This is a genomic window from Thermus sp. 2.9, assembly GCF_000794385.1.
Classification (GTDB): domain Bacteria; phylum Deinococcota; class Deinococci; order Deinococcales; family Thermaceae; genus Thermus; species Thermus thalpophilus.
In genome coordinates this window covers 91510-104180 of record NZ_JTJB01000034.1, presented here as the reverse complement: position 1 = coordinate 104180, position 12671 = coordinate 91510, and the positions used below count along the sequence as shown (strand labels likewise).

The following is a 12671-nucleotide window of genomic DNA, read 5'->3' as shown; positions in this document are numbered from 1 at the left end:
GCCCGCCGGTCATGATACCGGCCGCGGGGGCAAGCGTCAACCAACCCCGCCTAAGTATACTGAAGCGGTGAGGATTCTCGTCAACGAACGCGGGGCCGCCCGCCTTCTTTCCCGCCACCTATGGGTCTTCCGCCGCGACGTGCTCTCGGGCCCGGATGCGCCGGGCCTTTACCCCGTCTACTGGGGCAAGCGCTTTTTGGCCCTAGCCCTCTACAACCCGCAAAGCGACCTCGCGGTGCGGGCCTACCGCTTCCGCCCGGCGGAAGACCCGGTGAAGGCCCTCTTGGATAACCTGGACACCGCCCTCCGCCGCCGCCTGCCCCACCTAGAGGGCGAGCCCGAAGGCGGCTTCCGCCTGGCCCACGCCGAGGGGGACTTCCTGCCCGGGCTGGTGGTGGACTACTACGCCGGCCACGTCGTGGTCCAGGCCACGGCCCACGCCTGGGAAGGCCTTCTGCCCCAGGTGGCGGAAAGGCTTAAGCCCCTGGCAAAAAGCGTCCTGGCCAAGAACGACGCCAAGAGCCGGGAGCTAGAGGGGCTACCCCTTTACGTCCGCCCCCTCCTCGGCCCGGTACCCGAGCGGGTGGCGGTGCGGGAAGGAGGGGTGCGCTACCTGGTGGACCTCCTGGAGGGGCAGAAGACGGGGGCCTACCTGGACCAGCGGGAAAACCGCATCCTCATGGAGCGCTTCCGGGGAGAGCGGGCTTTGGACGTCTTCAGCTACGCCGGGGGCTTCGGCCTGCACCTGGCCTTGGGCTTCCGGGAGGTGATCAGCGTGGACAGCTCCAAGGACGCCCTGCAGCGGGCCGAGGAGAACGCCCGCCTAAACGGCCTAAACCTCAAGACGGTGGAGGCCAACGCCTTTGACTACCTAAGAAGCCTGGAAAAGGCGGGGGAGCGGTTTGACCTCATCGTCCTGGACCCCCCGGCCTTCGCCAAGGGCAAGAAGGACGTGGAGCGGGCCTACCGGGCCTACAAGGAGGTGAACCTCAGGGCCATCAAGCTCCTGAAGGAGGGGGGGATCTTGGCCACGGCGAGCTGCAGCCACCACCTCACCGAGCCCCTCTTTTACGAGATGCTCCGGGAAGCCGCCCAGGACGCCCACCGCAGCCTGCGGGTTTTGGAGAAGCGAGGCCAGGGCTTTGACCACCCCGTCCTCCTCAACCACCCGGAGACCCACTACCTGAAGTTCGCCCTTCTAGAAGTGCTCTAAGGCGCTCCGCCAGGGCCTCGGGCTCGGATAGGGGCAAGGGAAGCCTCTCCCCGTTGGCCAAGAGGAGGAAAAGGGCACGTCTCCCCCTCGCCAAAGGCCCGGCGGGCCAAAAGCCCACCTCCACCCCCTCCACCTGCGCCAAGGGCACGGCCCGGGCCAAGCCCAAGGGTGGCTTCAGGATGAGGCGCCCCGGGTACAAGTAGGCCCGCCACCCAAGGCGAAGCCGCCACCAAGGGTAAAGGCAAAGCCAAACCCACCCCGGGGCCTCCCCCAGGGCCCAAAGCCCCGCCAGAAGCCCCACCCCTCCATAGAAGGCAAGGGGGGAAAGCTCGGCGAAGGCCGCTTCCCAAAGGGGCTTTTCCCCCACGGCCTAGCCCTCCTGGTGGAGCCTGGCGTAAAGCGGGGAAAGGTCTTCCGGGCGGAAGCGGGCGGTGTAGTTCTTGGGCGGCACCGGCTCCTCATAGAAGAAGGCGGGCAGGCGGTCGTCCTCGTGGGTGAAGCCCGCTTGGTGGTTGAAGCGGTGTTCCAGGCGCAAAACCCCCTCCCCAAGCTCCCGCCAGAAGCCCGGGCCCAAGCGGGTGCCCAAGGCGGCGTTCACGCTCTCCACGATGAAGGCCACCTCCTTGTTGGTGACGCTCCCCCCGAAGACGCAAAGCCCCAGGCTGTCGTTGGCGGCGGCGTTGACCTGGGCTTGGTAGCTGGCCTCGAGGATCTCCTCGGGCTTCATGGCCCGGGTTTCCAGCCGGGGCGCGTTCCCGGCGGTGTGGTCCGCCCCTTGGGCGGTGACCATCATGGTGATGCCCGTGGCCTCCACCACCCTTGGGTCGTAAGCGCTGATGGCCTGGCGCTTAATCACGGGAACCCTTCGCACCCCCAAGGCCTCCCCAAGCCGGGCCGTGCCCTGGGCGAGAAGCCGCGCCTCCTCGCTTGGGGTGTAGAGGGACTTTAGTTTGGCTTCCATGAAGGCGTAGTCCCCCCAGTCCGCCAGGCCCTTTTCCATGTAAAGGGCGAGGCTCGCCCCCGTCTCAATGGTGTCAATCCCCAGGTCGTTGGCCAGGCGGTTGAGCCGGGCGAGCTGGTCCGGGTCGGTAAGGCCGCAGTTGGTGCCCAGGAGGCCGATGGTCTCGTACTCCAGAGGGGAAACCACCTCCTCCCCCTTCTCGTCCACGATGACGTTGGAGCACTGGATCACGCACCCCGGCATGCAGGCGTGGGTGTGCTTGCCCCCCCGGGACTTGTTCAGGGGGGCGATGTGCTGCCCGCCCATGCGGAATTCCTCCGGGGGAGCCAGGCGCCCCTGGCGGAAGTTCCTCACGGGAAGCCCGCCGAAGGCGTTTTGGAAGTCCGCCATGCCCATGGTGCCGATGGCGTTGTAAAACTGCATGACCAAGGGGTCTTCCCGCAGGAGCTGGGCGTAACGGCGCACCCCCTCCAGGACCTTGGGCTTGTCAAAGACCTCCACCTTCCCCGGCACCTCCACCACGATGGCCTTCACCCGCTTGGACCCCATCACCGCCCCCACACCCCCCCGGGCGGCGAGGCGGGAAGGGCGCCCATCTGTGTCGGAAAAGGCGATGCCGGATAAGAGCCCTAAATACTCCCCCACCGGCCCCAGAAGGGCGAAGGCGATCTTCCGGCCGTAGGCGGCGAAAAGCCGCTTCGCCGCCTCAAAGTTTCCCAGGCCCAAAAGCCCCTCCGCCGGGTCAAAGAAGACCTCCCCTTCCTTGGTGAGGCGCACCACCACCCACTCGGGGCTTTGGCCCTCGAGGACCAGGTGGGCCACCCTCATCTGCCCCAAGGCGTAGCCGAAGGTCCCGCCCCCGTTGGCCTCCTTGATGCCCAGGGTGAGGGGGCTCCGGGTGCCCACGCTGGTGCGGTTGGCGTTGGAAAACCCCGTGCCCGCCAGGGGACCGATGGCGAAGACCAGGGGGTTTTCCGGGGATAAGGGGTCAAAGCGGTAGGCCTCCCGCTCCCAAAGGAGGTGGGCCGTGCGGTAGCGCCCGCCCCAGGCCACCGCTTCGGGTGGGATCTCTTCCCAATGGGCCTTTTTCGCCGCCAGGTCAAGCCGTATAGACCGCCACATACTCACCTCCGCCTCTTAAGGAGAGTCTACACACAAGGCCTTTTGCCCCGCTCTAACGCCCCCACGTTTCAGCGCCTTACACACCCGAGCCCAAAGGCGGGGTAGGCTAAAGGGGTGGAGAAGGACCTCCTAGACCTCCTCGGCCAGCACCTGGTGTGGCGCATCGGGCGCGCGGAAGAGGAGGACGTGCTCATCGTGCGGGTGGGCCTGGCCTCGGCCACGCCCCGGTTCCGCGAGCTTCCCCGGCTCCTCAACGTCCCCGACGCCGAGGTTTCCCGCCTCCTCAAGGAAGGCCGGGTGCGGGTGGAGTGGGTGGAAGGATGAAGGCCAGGCTCCAGCTTCACCTAAACGGCAGCCTGCCCCAAGGACTTCCCCTGGAGGTGCATCTTCACGGCCGTGAGCTCCGAGGGGTGCTGCGCCAGGAAAACCCCGTGCTGGGGGAGCTGGTCCTCCCCTTCGCCAGCCGGCTGGAGGGCGAGCGCCTCATGGCCCTGCCCCTACCTCCCCCTTCCTTGCGGGTGGAGGGCCAGGCGCACCGGGTTCAGGAGGGATGGGAACTGGAGCTGGAGCTCACCTTGGTTCTGCCCGAGGGAAGGAGCTGGGGCGAAAAGGCCTTCGCCAAAATCTTGGAAGCCCTATTCCACCGCTACTTAGAACGTGCCCTTTCCCCCCAAGCCCCTTCTCCGGTATAGTGCCTTCTAAAGGAGGTGCCTATGCTGGAGATCCGTTACCTGGGCCACTCGGCGGTCTGGCTTTCCGACGGCAAGACCAAGGTGGTCATAGACCCTTTCCTCACGGGAAACCCCCTGGCGGCGGCCTCCGTGGCGGAGGTCCAAGCCGACCTCATCCTGGTAACCCACGCCCACGGGGACCACTTCGGGGACGCCGTGGCCCTTTCCAAGAAGGGCGGGGTGGTGGTCTCCACCTTTGAGATCGCCACCTACGCCGAAAAGCACGGGGCCAAGAGCATCCCCATGAACATCGGGGGCACCCACCGCTTTGAAGGGGGCTGGCTAAAGTGGACCCCCGCCTGGCACTCCTCCAGCTTCCCCGACGGCACCTACGGGGGCATGCCCATGGGGGTCATCCTGGAGCTTGGCGGCAAGCGCATCTACCACGCCGGGGACACCGCCCTCTTCTCGGACATGCGCCTCATCGGGGAGGTGGGCCTGGACCTCGCCTTCTTACCCATCGGGGATCACTTCACCATGGGGCCGGAGGACGCCTTAAAGGCCCTAGACCTCCTCAAACCCAAAAAGGTGGTGCCCATCCACTACAACACCTTCCCCCCCATACGGCAAGATGGGGAGGCCTTCGCCCAGAAGGCCGGGGAGCGGGGGGTGGAGGGGCACGCCCTGAAGCCGGGAGGGGTCTTGGTCCTTGAGTAGCTTGAAGCGCAAGGACTTTCGCCTCCTCATGCTCCTGGGCCTGGGCCAGACGGCCCAAGTCTACCTGGCCGAGGCCCCGAGCCTGGGGAAGGTGGCCCTGAAGCTCCCCAAGAAGGAGGTGCGCCAAAACCCCAAGCTGGCGGAGCGCTTCGCCCGGGAGGTGACCCTATCCCTCTCCCTCAAGCACCCCCACCTGGTGCGGGGCCTGGCGGGGGTGCCCTTGGGGGAGGAGGCCTTCTTGGCCCTGGAGTACTTGGAGGAAGGCACCTTGGAGGAGCGCCTCCACCGGGACCCCCTGCCCCGGGAGGAAGCGGTGAAGGCGCTTTTGGAGGTGGGAGAAGCCCTTTTATATCTTCACGAGAAGGGCTTTCTGCACCAGGACGTGAAGCCCTCCAACGTCTTTATTGACGGGGGCCACTACAAGCTGGGGGACCTCGGCACGTTACGCTCCTTGGTGGAGGGCAGCCCCGAGTACGCCGGAAGCCCGCACTACCTGGCCCCAGAGCTCTTTTTGGGAGCCCTGCCGAGCCCGAAAAGCGAAGCCTACGCCTTCGGCGTCATGGCCTACGAGCTCCTCACCGGCAAGCGGCCTTTTCGGGGGGAAAGCCTGGAAGAGCTCCGCCAGGCCCACCTCCTCCTCCCCCCGCCCCCCACGAGCCTACCCCCAAGGCTGGACAAGGCCCTCAGGCGCCTCCTCGCCAAGCGCCCGGAAGAACGCCTGGACCTCAAGGGCTTCCTGGAGGTGCTCCGCCACCCCCAGGGCCCGCCCACGGAGCCCCAGGAGCCCAAGAAACCCAAGCGCTTTCCCTTTTGGAGGAAGTGATGGAACCGGTCTGGTACCCCGAAGAGGAAGCCCGAAACACCCGGCTTTACCGGTTCATGGAGGCCCTGGGCTTCCATGACTACGAGGCCTTCTACCGCTACAGCGTGGAGGAGGCGGAGGATTTCTACCACCAGTTCTTGGGCCACTTGGGCGTGCCCTGGCGCAGGCCCTACAGCAAGGTCATTGAGGGAGGCTTCCCCTTCCCCCGCTTTTTCGTAGGGGGAAGGCTCAACCTGGTGGAGGCAGCCCTGCGCCACCCGGAGGACCGCCCAGCCCTCCTCCACGAAACGGAGGACGGTCAGGTGCGCGCCCTCACCTACGGGGAGCTTAGGAGGGAGGTGGCCCGGGTGGCGGCGGGGCTTAGGGCGCTCGGGGTGGGCCGGGGGGAGCGGGTGGGCATCTGGATGCCCATGGGCCTCGAGGCCGCCACCCTCCTCCTCGCCACTGCCTGGCTCGGGGCCATCGCCGTCCCCATCTTCTCCGGCTACGCCGCCGAGGCCGCCGCCATCCGCCTAAAAGACGCCGAGGCTAGGCTCCTCGCCGTCCAAGACGGCTTCCTGCGGCGGGGAAGGAGGGTGGAGCTCCTCGGGGAAGCCCGCAAGGCCTTAGCCCTTTCGGGCACGGAAGGCCTTTTGGTGGTGCGGCGCTTGGGCCTTCCCTTAGTGGCAGGGGAGGTGGACTACGCCGCCCTGGGGGGCGAAACCTCCCCTCCGGAGGAAATGGAAAGCATGGACCCCTTCATGCTCATCTACACCTCCGGGACCACGGGCCGGCCCAAGGGCACGGTGCACTACCACGCGGGCTTCCCCCTCAAGGCCGCCTTGGACATGGCCCTCCTCTTTGACCTCAAGGAGGAGGACCGCCTCTTCTGGTTCACCGACCTAGGTTGGATGATGGGGCCTTGGGCCATCCTGGGGGGGCTCATCCTGGGGGGCACGGGCTTCCTCTACGACGGCGCCCCCGACCACCCTGGCCCCGAGAGGCTTTGGCGGATGGTGGAGGCCCACCGCCTCACCCACCTGGGCCTCTCCCCCACCCTGGTGCGGGCCCTCATCCCCTTTGGGGAAGCCCCCGTGCGGGCCCACGACCTCTCCTCCCTCCGGGTCCTGGGCTCCACGGGAGAGCCCTGGAACCTCGAGCCCTATCTTTGGTTCTTCCGGGTGGTGGGGGAGGAAAAACGGCCCATCGTCAACTACTCCGGGGGAACGGAGGTTTCGGGGGGCATCCTGGGGAACGTCCTCCTGAAGCCCATCAAACCCATGGGGTTCAACACCGCCGTGCCCGGCATGAAGGCCGCGGTTTTGGACGAGGCGGGCAGGCCCGTGCGGGACCAAGTGGGGGAGCTCGCCGTCCTCGCCCCCTGGCCCGGGATGACCAAGGGCTTCTGGCGGGACGAAGCCCGCTACCTGGACGCCTACTTCGCCAAGGTGCCCGGGGTGTGGGTCCACGGGGACTTCGCCCTTTTGGACGAGGAGGGGCACTTCTTCATCCTGGGCCGAAGCGACGACACCCTAAAGGTGGCGGGCAAGCGGGTGGGCCCGGCGGAGGTGGAAACGGCGGCCTTGGGCCACCCCGCCCTGAAGGAAGCGGCCGCCATCGGGGTGCCGGACCCGGTCAAGGGGGAGGCCATCGTGCTCTTCGCCGTCCTCAAGCCGGGGGTGGAGGCAAGCCCCGCCCTCGCCGAGGCGGTGGCGGAGAAGGTGGCCGAGGCCCTGGGTAAACCCTTAAGGCCCGAGCGGGTCCTCTTTGTGCCCGACCTTCCCAAAACCCGCAACGCTAAGGTGATGCGCCGGGTGGTGCGGGCCGCTTACCTGGGCCAAGACCCCGGGGACCTCTCCGCCCTGGAAAACCCGGAGGCGGTGGAGGCCATCCGCCAAGCGGCCCATGGTGGCTAGGCTACGGCTCCCCGGCCGCCAGCCGTTCCCTTCCTCTTTGAGCCCCACCGACGCCGCACGGGCCGGGACGGCACCGACTACCCCAGGGTGGTCTACGAGCTCGGGGCGCTTAAGCAGGGCCAGGATCCTCCTGGAGCGCGGGACCCCCAGGCGGACTCTACGGAGGCTCAAGCCCCTCTACTTCCGCTTGCAAAAGGCTTGGAAAGGACATCCCGAAGGGGCAGGCCCAGAAGAAAGCCCACCAGGACAAAAAGCCCAACCCCCGCTCCCCCGCCCAGGACAAGGGGCCCTAGGGCGGCTAGGGGATCCTCCACCCGGACCAAGAGCCCGGGCAAAGCGGCTACAAACCCCGCCAGGTAGACCTTTCCCAGATAATGGGGCAGGAAGCCAACCCTCACCCCTTCCCGCGCGAGAAGCCGAAGGTAAAGGGCAAGGCCAAACCACCCCGCCAGGGCGGTGGCCAGGTTGAGGGCGAAAAGCCCGGCGTCCCTCAGGAGCCAGTAGCCCAAGGTGTTGGCGAGGAACACCAGGGCGCTCGCCCCCACCGCCTGCCGCACCCGCCCCAGGGCGTAAAGGCCCCGGAGCAGAAAGGTGTTCACCCCCCAAGGAAGCACCGCCAAGCCCATGGCGGCGAGGACCTGGGCGCTGTAGGCCCGGTTCTCCGGGGTAAGGGGCCCGAAGAGGCCGAAAAGAAGCACCACCACATAGGGCGCCAACCCCAGGAAGAGCCCCCCCGCCAGGGCGAGGAGGAGGGAGAAGCGCTTGAGGGGTCTTTCCAGGAACCGGGCGAGCTCCTCCCCCTTTAGGGCGCTCATCCGGGGAAAGTAGGCGATGGCCGGGCTCGTGGCCAAAAGGCCCAAGGCCATCTGGAACACCACCTCGGCGTTGTAAAAGCCCGTCACCGCCGCCGGAGGGTAGCGGGTGAGGATGTTGGTGAGAACCAGGTTCAAGAACTGCCGCAAGGAGGTGGTGAAGGCGAAGGGTCCAATGCGAAGAAGCGCCGTGGCGAAGGCCGGGTGCCAACGCCACTCCAGGCGAAGCCCCTTTAGGAAGGGAAGCTGAACCGCCGCCTGCAAAAGCCCCCCCAGGGCCACGGAAAGGCCCAAAAAGGTGGGGTCCCCAGGGAAGAGGGCCATGAGGCCGATGGCGGCCAGGTTGAAGGCGATGGGGCCTAAGGCGTAGGGCAGGAAGCGCTCCTCCGCCTGTAAGAGGGCGGAGAAAAGGGCGGCCATGGAGATGCCGAGGAGAAAGGGCAGGAGGAGCCGGGTGAGGTGGACCACCTGGGCGAAGGCCTCTTCCTCCCGCAGGTGGCTTCCCTCCGCCACCAAAAGCCCCACCGCCCAGGGGGCGAGAAGGTAACCGAGGCCCAAAACGAGGAGGTTCACCCCCAAGAGGAAGGCGGCGAAGCGGCGGGCGAAGGACCTGGCCTCGGCCTCGGGCAAATTTTTCAGGATGGGGATTAGGGCGTTTTGCACCGCCCCTTCCGCCAAAAGCTCCCTGAGGAGGTTCGGCACCCGGTAGGCCACGTTGAAGGCGTCCTTTAGGGCGTCCGGGTAAAGGGCGTTGAAGACCGCCTGGCGCAGGAGGCCCAAGACCCTCGAGGCCAAGGTGCCCCCCATGACCAGGAGGACCTTACGCAGCATTGCCCTCCAGAACCTCCTGGAAGACCTCTATGAAATTCGCCTGGTTCACCACGGTGAGGCCGTGCAGGGCGGAAAGCTCCTTGGCCCTGGCCTTGTCCATGCCCAGGAGGACCAAGAAGCTTTCCCGGGCGGAAAGGCCCAGCACCTTCTTGAGCCCGGCGTACTTGGCGATGTGGGCTTGGAAGTCCCCAGTTTTGGCCTCAAACCAATACACCCGCTCCCCCACCCGCACCAGGACGTCCAGCTCCATGGCCTCGCCCCCCGGGAGGGTCACCTGGTAGCCCACCGCCACCTCGTGGGGCAGGTTCTTGGAACGGAGGAGCTTCCGAAGCCGCTCGGCCACGTAGCGCTCCAGCCAACCCCCGGTGAGGAAGTTCTGCACCCAGCCCTCGGTGCTGGCCTTAGCCCGGATACGCCGCTCCTCGCTCTTGTAGTGGTAGCTGGTGAGGAGGGCGTACTGCTTGAGCAGGGTGCAAAACTGGGTGGAGTTGGCGATCTCCTCCTGGCTCGCCTCCGCCAAGGAAAGCTCAAACTGGCGCTTGGTGGATAGGCTCTGCTTCAGGCGCTCATAAAGCTTTTCCAGGCTGGGGTAGCGGTCCCCCAGGAAGAGGGACAGCCGGGTCAGGACCTTCTCCTTCTCCTCGTCCTCCTCGGGCTTCTTCACCACCTGGATGCCGAGCCCTTTGAGCCACTCCTCCACCGAGGTGAGGCGTTTGGCCTTCGGCGTCTCCTGGGGCTTCGGGGGTTCTTGAGGTTTGGGCGGCTCTTGCGGCTTGGCAGGGGCTTGCGGCTCGCGCAAAAGCCGCCACATCTCCCCCGCCAGGGCGAAGAACCGGGCCCGCACGGGGTCTACCTCTTCCTCCAAACCGGGCGGGGTGAGCCCGGAACGCAAGGCCTGTAGGAGCCAAGCCTCCAAGGCTTCCCGCAGGGCCTCCCGGGCGGCCTCGAGGTGGGAAGCCTCCACCTTCAGCCCAAGCTCCGGGAGCTCCGCCAAAAAGCGCCCCGGGCCCAAGAGGTCGTACCGGGCCTGGGCCATGGTCCTTTCCAGAAAGCGGGTGAGAACGCCCACGGGCCTTAGCATAAAGGAAGGCCCCTCTTCCGGGGCCAAAGGTGGTGCCGGGGACGGGACTCGAACCCGTACGGGGGTAACCCCCCAGCGGATTTTAAGTCCGCAGCGTCTACCGTTCCGCCACCCCGGCGGGCGAAGTCCATCCTACTCAAAAAGGGGCGTCCCCGCCAAGCCGCAGGGTGAGGTGGGCGCCAAGCACCGCCTCCCCCGAGATGCGGTGGGGCACGCCTAAGGCTTCCCCTAGGGCCTTGGCCAAGAGGCCAGGGCCGTTTTCCAGCACCTCTGTGCGGGCCGGGGCCAGGTCCACCGGGTGGCGAAGCACCCTCAAGCCCAAGGCGTGGAGGCTTTCCTGTGCCCTTTCCGCTAAGGCCTCTTGCCCCGGGCCGTAGACCAAGGCCACCAGCTTGCCGCTCAAGGAAGCTTCCGCCTCCTGGGCCTCCCCCGCAAAGTAGAGGGCGAGAAGCTGCCGCATGGCCCCCTCGTCCACCTCCCACCCACCCCCGAAGCGCCCGGGAAGGAGGAGGCTAACGAGTTCGGGCCGCTTCATGGCGAAGCCCAGGATGGCCCCCCGCTCCCCTCGGGAAAGGTCCGTCTGCACATAAGGCTCCACCGCCGCCACCACCCGGGGCAAGCGGAGGAGGCCCTTTGGGGAGAGGAGCTCCTCCTTTAGGGCGTGGAAGAAGGCCTGCTGCCGTTGCACCCGGCCGATGTCGCCTAGGGCGTCCTTGCGGAAGCGCAGGTACCCTTCCACCTGCACCCCGTTAAGCACCTGGCAGCCGGGCTCCAGGTCAATGGAAAGCCCAGCGGCGGTGTCCCGGTAGCGCATGGGCTTTTCCACGCACACCCGCACCCCCCCTAGGGCATCCACGCCCCGGCGCAGCGCCTCGGTGCTCACCACCAGGTAGCGCTCAGGCCGCACCCCGGTGAGGTGTGCCACCGCCTCCTTCATGAGCTCCGGCCCCCCCAAGGGGCTATAGGCGTTGATCTTGTGCCAGCCGTAGCCGGGCACGTTCACCCAAGTGTCCCGGGGAATGGAAAGGACCACCACCCGGTGGGCCAAGGGGTCCAGCCGCACCAGGAGGACCGTGTCCGCCAGGCCCCGGAAGCGCTCGGGCGCGCGCCTGTGGTAGCCGGAATACTCGGGGCTAGAGCCGTAGACGAGGAGGGTGAGGGGCTCCTCTAGACCCGCCGGGGAGGGCAAAGCCCCCTGGCGCGCCACTGGGCCCAAAAGGGGGTAAACCCAGTAGAAAAGCGCCGCAAGAAGCCCCAAGAGAAGGACGAGTAGGAAGCGCCGCACAAAGGCCTAGTGTACACCCCGCCCGGTGAGGCGGATTAAGGGAAGCAGTGGGTGAGGTCCGCCATCACCCGGTCCGCCCGCACCAGGCCGAAGCCGTACTCATCATCTCGGCCCGAGGGTCCAAGGTCTTCAGCGGTGGCGGTGAGGCACTGGTAAACCTGGTCCGGGGTGGGCCACACCTTGCGTTCGCTGGCGTACTTGCTCATGTAAAGCGCCACCACCCCGGCCACAATCGGGCTGGCGAAGGAGGTGCCGCTTCCAAAGCCGTAGCCATTGTTGGGAAGTAGAACCGTTACCCTCTCCCCTGGCGCCACCAGGTCCAGCTCGGGACCGTAGTTGGAAAAGTAAGATTTACTCTTGTCGTTGCTTACCGAGCCAACAGCGATGACGGAGGGTGAGGAAGCGGGATAAAGCACACCGTCAATGCCGTCGTTCCCCGCCGCCGCCACCAGGACCACACCCTGGGCCCTAGCAGCGCTTAGGGACTGCTCCAGCACGGGGTCACTACCAGGAGCGCCCAACGAGAGGTTGATCACCTTGGCACCCAGCTGAACCGCTAAGTCCACGGCCTCCCTCACATAGGCGGTGCTCATGAGCCCGTCGCTGGACCTCGCCACCTTCAGGGGCAGGAGCTTCCCCCGCCAGGTAACCCCAGCCATGCCCAGGGCATTGTTGGTCTCCGCCCCGATCACCGAGGCCACCGCTAGGCCATGCCCCCGGTCTTGGGATGCTATGTCGTCCGTGGGATCTTGGTCGTTGTCAGCCACATCCAGGCAACCTTGAGGACGATACCACCTGCTACCCATGTCTTTGTGAGGGAGATACCCGGTATCCACCACAGCCAAAATCAGGTCGGGGTCCCCCGTGCTATTTGCCCAAGCGGCCTCGAGGCCCACAAGCCCGCTAAGCTGGGGCTTCTGGTAAGGGGCGTACAAGGGGTCGTTGGGAGGAAGCGCCAAGGGCTCGTAAATGTAGTTCGGCTGCACCCACCGGGCCCCCGCCCGCAGGAGGGCCTCCGCCTTAGCCCGTTCCCATCCTGGAGGCACCCGCACATGTAGAAAGCCCCCTTGGAATACCTTCAAGGGGACCACGCCTTCCACCCGGTTGGCTAAACCCTGGGGCGTAAAGCCCTCGGCAAAGACCAAAAGCTCCCCGGGCACGTGAGGTGCGGAGAAGTCGCCCAAACCCCGCGGCACCTGGAACCCCGCCCCCACTCCCTGGGCCTGGAGGGACTGGCCGGTGGCCTGCGGCGTACAGGTG

12 protein-coding genes and 1 tRNA gene are annotated in these 12671 nt (G+C 66.7%); 6 read left to right on the top strand and 7 right to left on the bottom strand.

Annotated elements, in window-relative coordinates:
• Positions 1–67: 67 nt before the first annotated feature.
• Positions 68–1213, top strand: a complete 1146-nt coding sequence (locus QT17_RS08440) for a class I SAM-dependent rRNA methyltransferase (RefSeq protein WP_039458985.1) — start codon at positions 68–70, stop codon at positions 1211–1213.
• On the opposite strand, the gene QT17_RS08435 is transcribed toward QT17_RS08440, so the two are convergent.
• Both QT17_RS08435 and QT17_RS08430 read right to left on the bottom strand, forming a co-directional pair.
• Positions 1161–1580 (bottom strand): hypothetical protein, encoded by a 420-nt coding sequence (locus QT17_RS08435; protein WP_039458983.1) that lies wholly within the window; start codon positions 1578–1580, stop codon positions 1161–1163. The genes QT17_RS08440 and QT17_RS08435 overlap by 53 nt on opposite strands.
• A gap of 3 nt (positions 1581–1583) precedes the next feature.
• Positions 1584–3296: an aldehyde ferredoxin oxidoreductase C-terminal domain-containing protein gene (locus QT17_RS08430; protein WP_039458980.1), complete on the bottom strand. Its 1713-nt coding sequence runs from the start codon at positions 3294–3296 to the stop codon at positions 1584–1586.
• A gap of 114 nt (positions 3297–3410) precedes the next feature.
• On the opposite strand from QT17_RS08430, the gene QT17_RS08425 reads away from it, so the two are divergent.
• Genes QT17_RS08425 through QT17_RS08405 form a run of 5 tightly spaced genes read left to right on the top strand, consistent with a single transcriptional unit; the run spans position 3411 to position 7402 of the window.
• Positions 3411–3620 (top strand): DUF3248 domain-containing protein, encoded by a 210-nt coding sequence (locus QT17_RS08425; protein WP_039458978.1) that lies wholly within the window; start codon positions 3411–3413, stop codon positions 3618–3620.
• Positions 3617–3988, top strand: coding sequence for a DUF3809 family protein (locus QT17_RS08420; protein ID WP_039458975.1), 372 nt, complete (start codon positions 3617–3619; stop codon positions 3986–3988). The genes QT17_RS08425 and QT17_RS08420 overlap by 4 nt, the downstream gene beginning before the upstream one ends.
• Positions 3989–4009: 21 nt before the next feature.
• On the top strand, positions 4010–4684 hold the full coding sequence (locus tag QT17_RS08415) for a metal-dependent hydrolase (protein ID WP_039458972.1): 675 nt from the start codon (positions 4010–4012) through the stop codon (positions 4682–4684).
• Positions 4677–5507 (top strand): serine/threonine-protein kinase, encoded by an 831-nt coding sequence (locus QT17_RS08410; protein ID WP_039458970.1) that lies wholly within the window; start codon positions 4677–4679, stop codon positions 5505–5507. The genes QT17_RS08415 and QT17_RS08410 overlap by 8 nt, the downstream gene beginning before the upstream one ends.
• On the top strand, positions 5507–7402 hold the full coding sequence (locus QT17_RS08405; RefSeq protein WP_039458968.1) for an AMP-binding protein: 1896 nt from the start codon (positions 5507–5509) through the stop codon (positions 7400–7402). Before QT17_RS08410 ends, QT17_RS08405 begins: the two co-directional genes overlap by 1 nt.
• Positions 7403–7569: 167 nt before the next feature.
• Here QT17_RS08405 and murJ read toward each other — a convergent pair whose 3' ends face one another.
• From murJ to QT17_RS08380, 5 genes are all read right to left on the bottom strand, one after another.
• On the bottom strand, positions 7570–9045 hold the full coding sequence (gene murJ / locus QT17_RS08400; RefSeq protein ID WP_039458967.1) for a murein biosynthesis integral membrane protein MurJ: 1476 nt from the start codon (positions 9043–9045) through the stop codon (positions 7570–7572).
• On the bottom strand, positions 9035–10126 hold the full coding sequence (locus tag QT17_RS08395) for a DUF1887 family protein (protein ID WP_039458965.1): 1092 nt from the start codon (positions 10124–10126) through the stop codon (positions 9035–9037). The genes murJ and QT17_RS08395 overlap by 11 nt, the downstream gene beginning before the upstream one ends.
• 30 nt (positions 10127–10156) lie before the next feature.
• Positions 10157–10244: transfer RNA gene (locus QT17_RS08390), tRNA-Leu, on the bottom strand.
• Between the two features lie 18 nt (positions 10245–10262).
• Positions 10263–11411, bottom strand: a complete 1149-nt coding sequence (locus QT17_RS08385) for an LCP family protein (protein WP_039458963.1) — start codon at positions 11409–11411, stop codon at positions 10263–10265.
• A 35-nt stretch (positions 11412–11446) separates the two neighbouring features.
• Positions 11447–12607, bottom strand: coding sequence for a S8 family serine peptidase (locus QT17_RS08380; protein WP_369792379.1), 1161 nt, complete (start codon positions 12605–12607; stop codon positions 11447–11449).
• Between the last annotated feature and the right edge of the window lie 64 nt (positions 12608–12671).

Coding starts and splice junctions, on each gene's coding strand:
- QT17_RS08430 (WP_039458980.1), bottom strand. CDS start 3,296: ATGTGGCGGTCTATACGGCTTGACCTGGCGGCGAAAAAGGCCCATTGG.
- QT17_RS08420 (WP_039458975.1), top strand. CDS start 3,617: ATGAAGGCCAGGCTCCAGCTTCACCTAAACGGCAGCCTGCCCCAAGGA.
- QT17_RS08415 (WP_039458972.1), top strand. CDS start 4,010: ATGCTGGAGATCCGTTACCTGGGCCACTCGGCGGTCTGGCTTTCCGAC.
- QT17_RS08405 (WP_039458968.1), top strand. CDS start 5,507: ATGGAACCGGTCTGGTACCCCGAAGAGGAAGCCCGAAACACCCGGCTT.
- murJ (WP_039458967.1), bottom strand. CDS start 9,045: ATGCTGCGTAAGGTCCTCCTGGTCATGGGGGGCACCTTGGCCTCGAGG.
- QT17_RS08395 (WP_039458965.1), bottom strand. CDS start 10,126: ATGCTAAGGCCCGTGGGCGTTCTCACCCGCTTTCTGGAAAGGACCATG.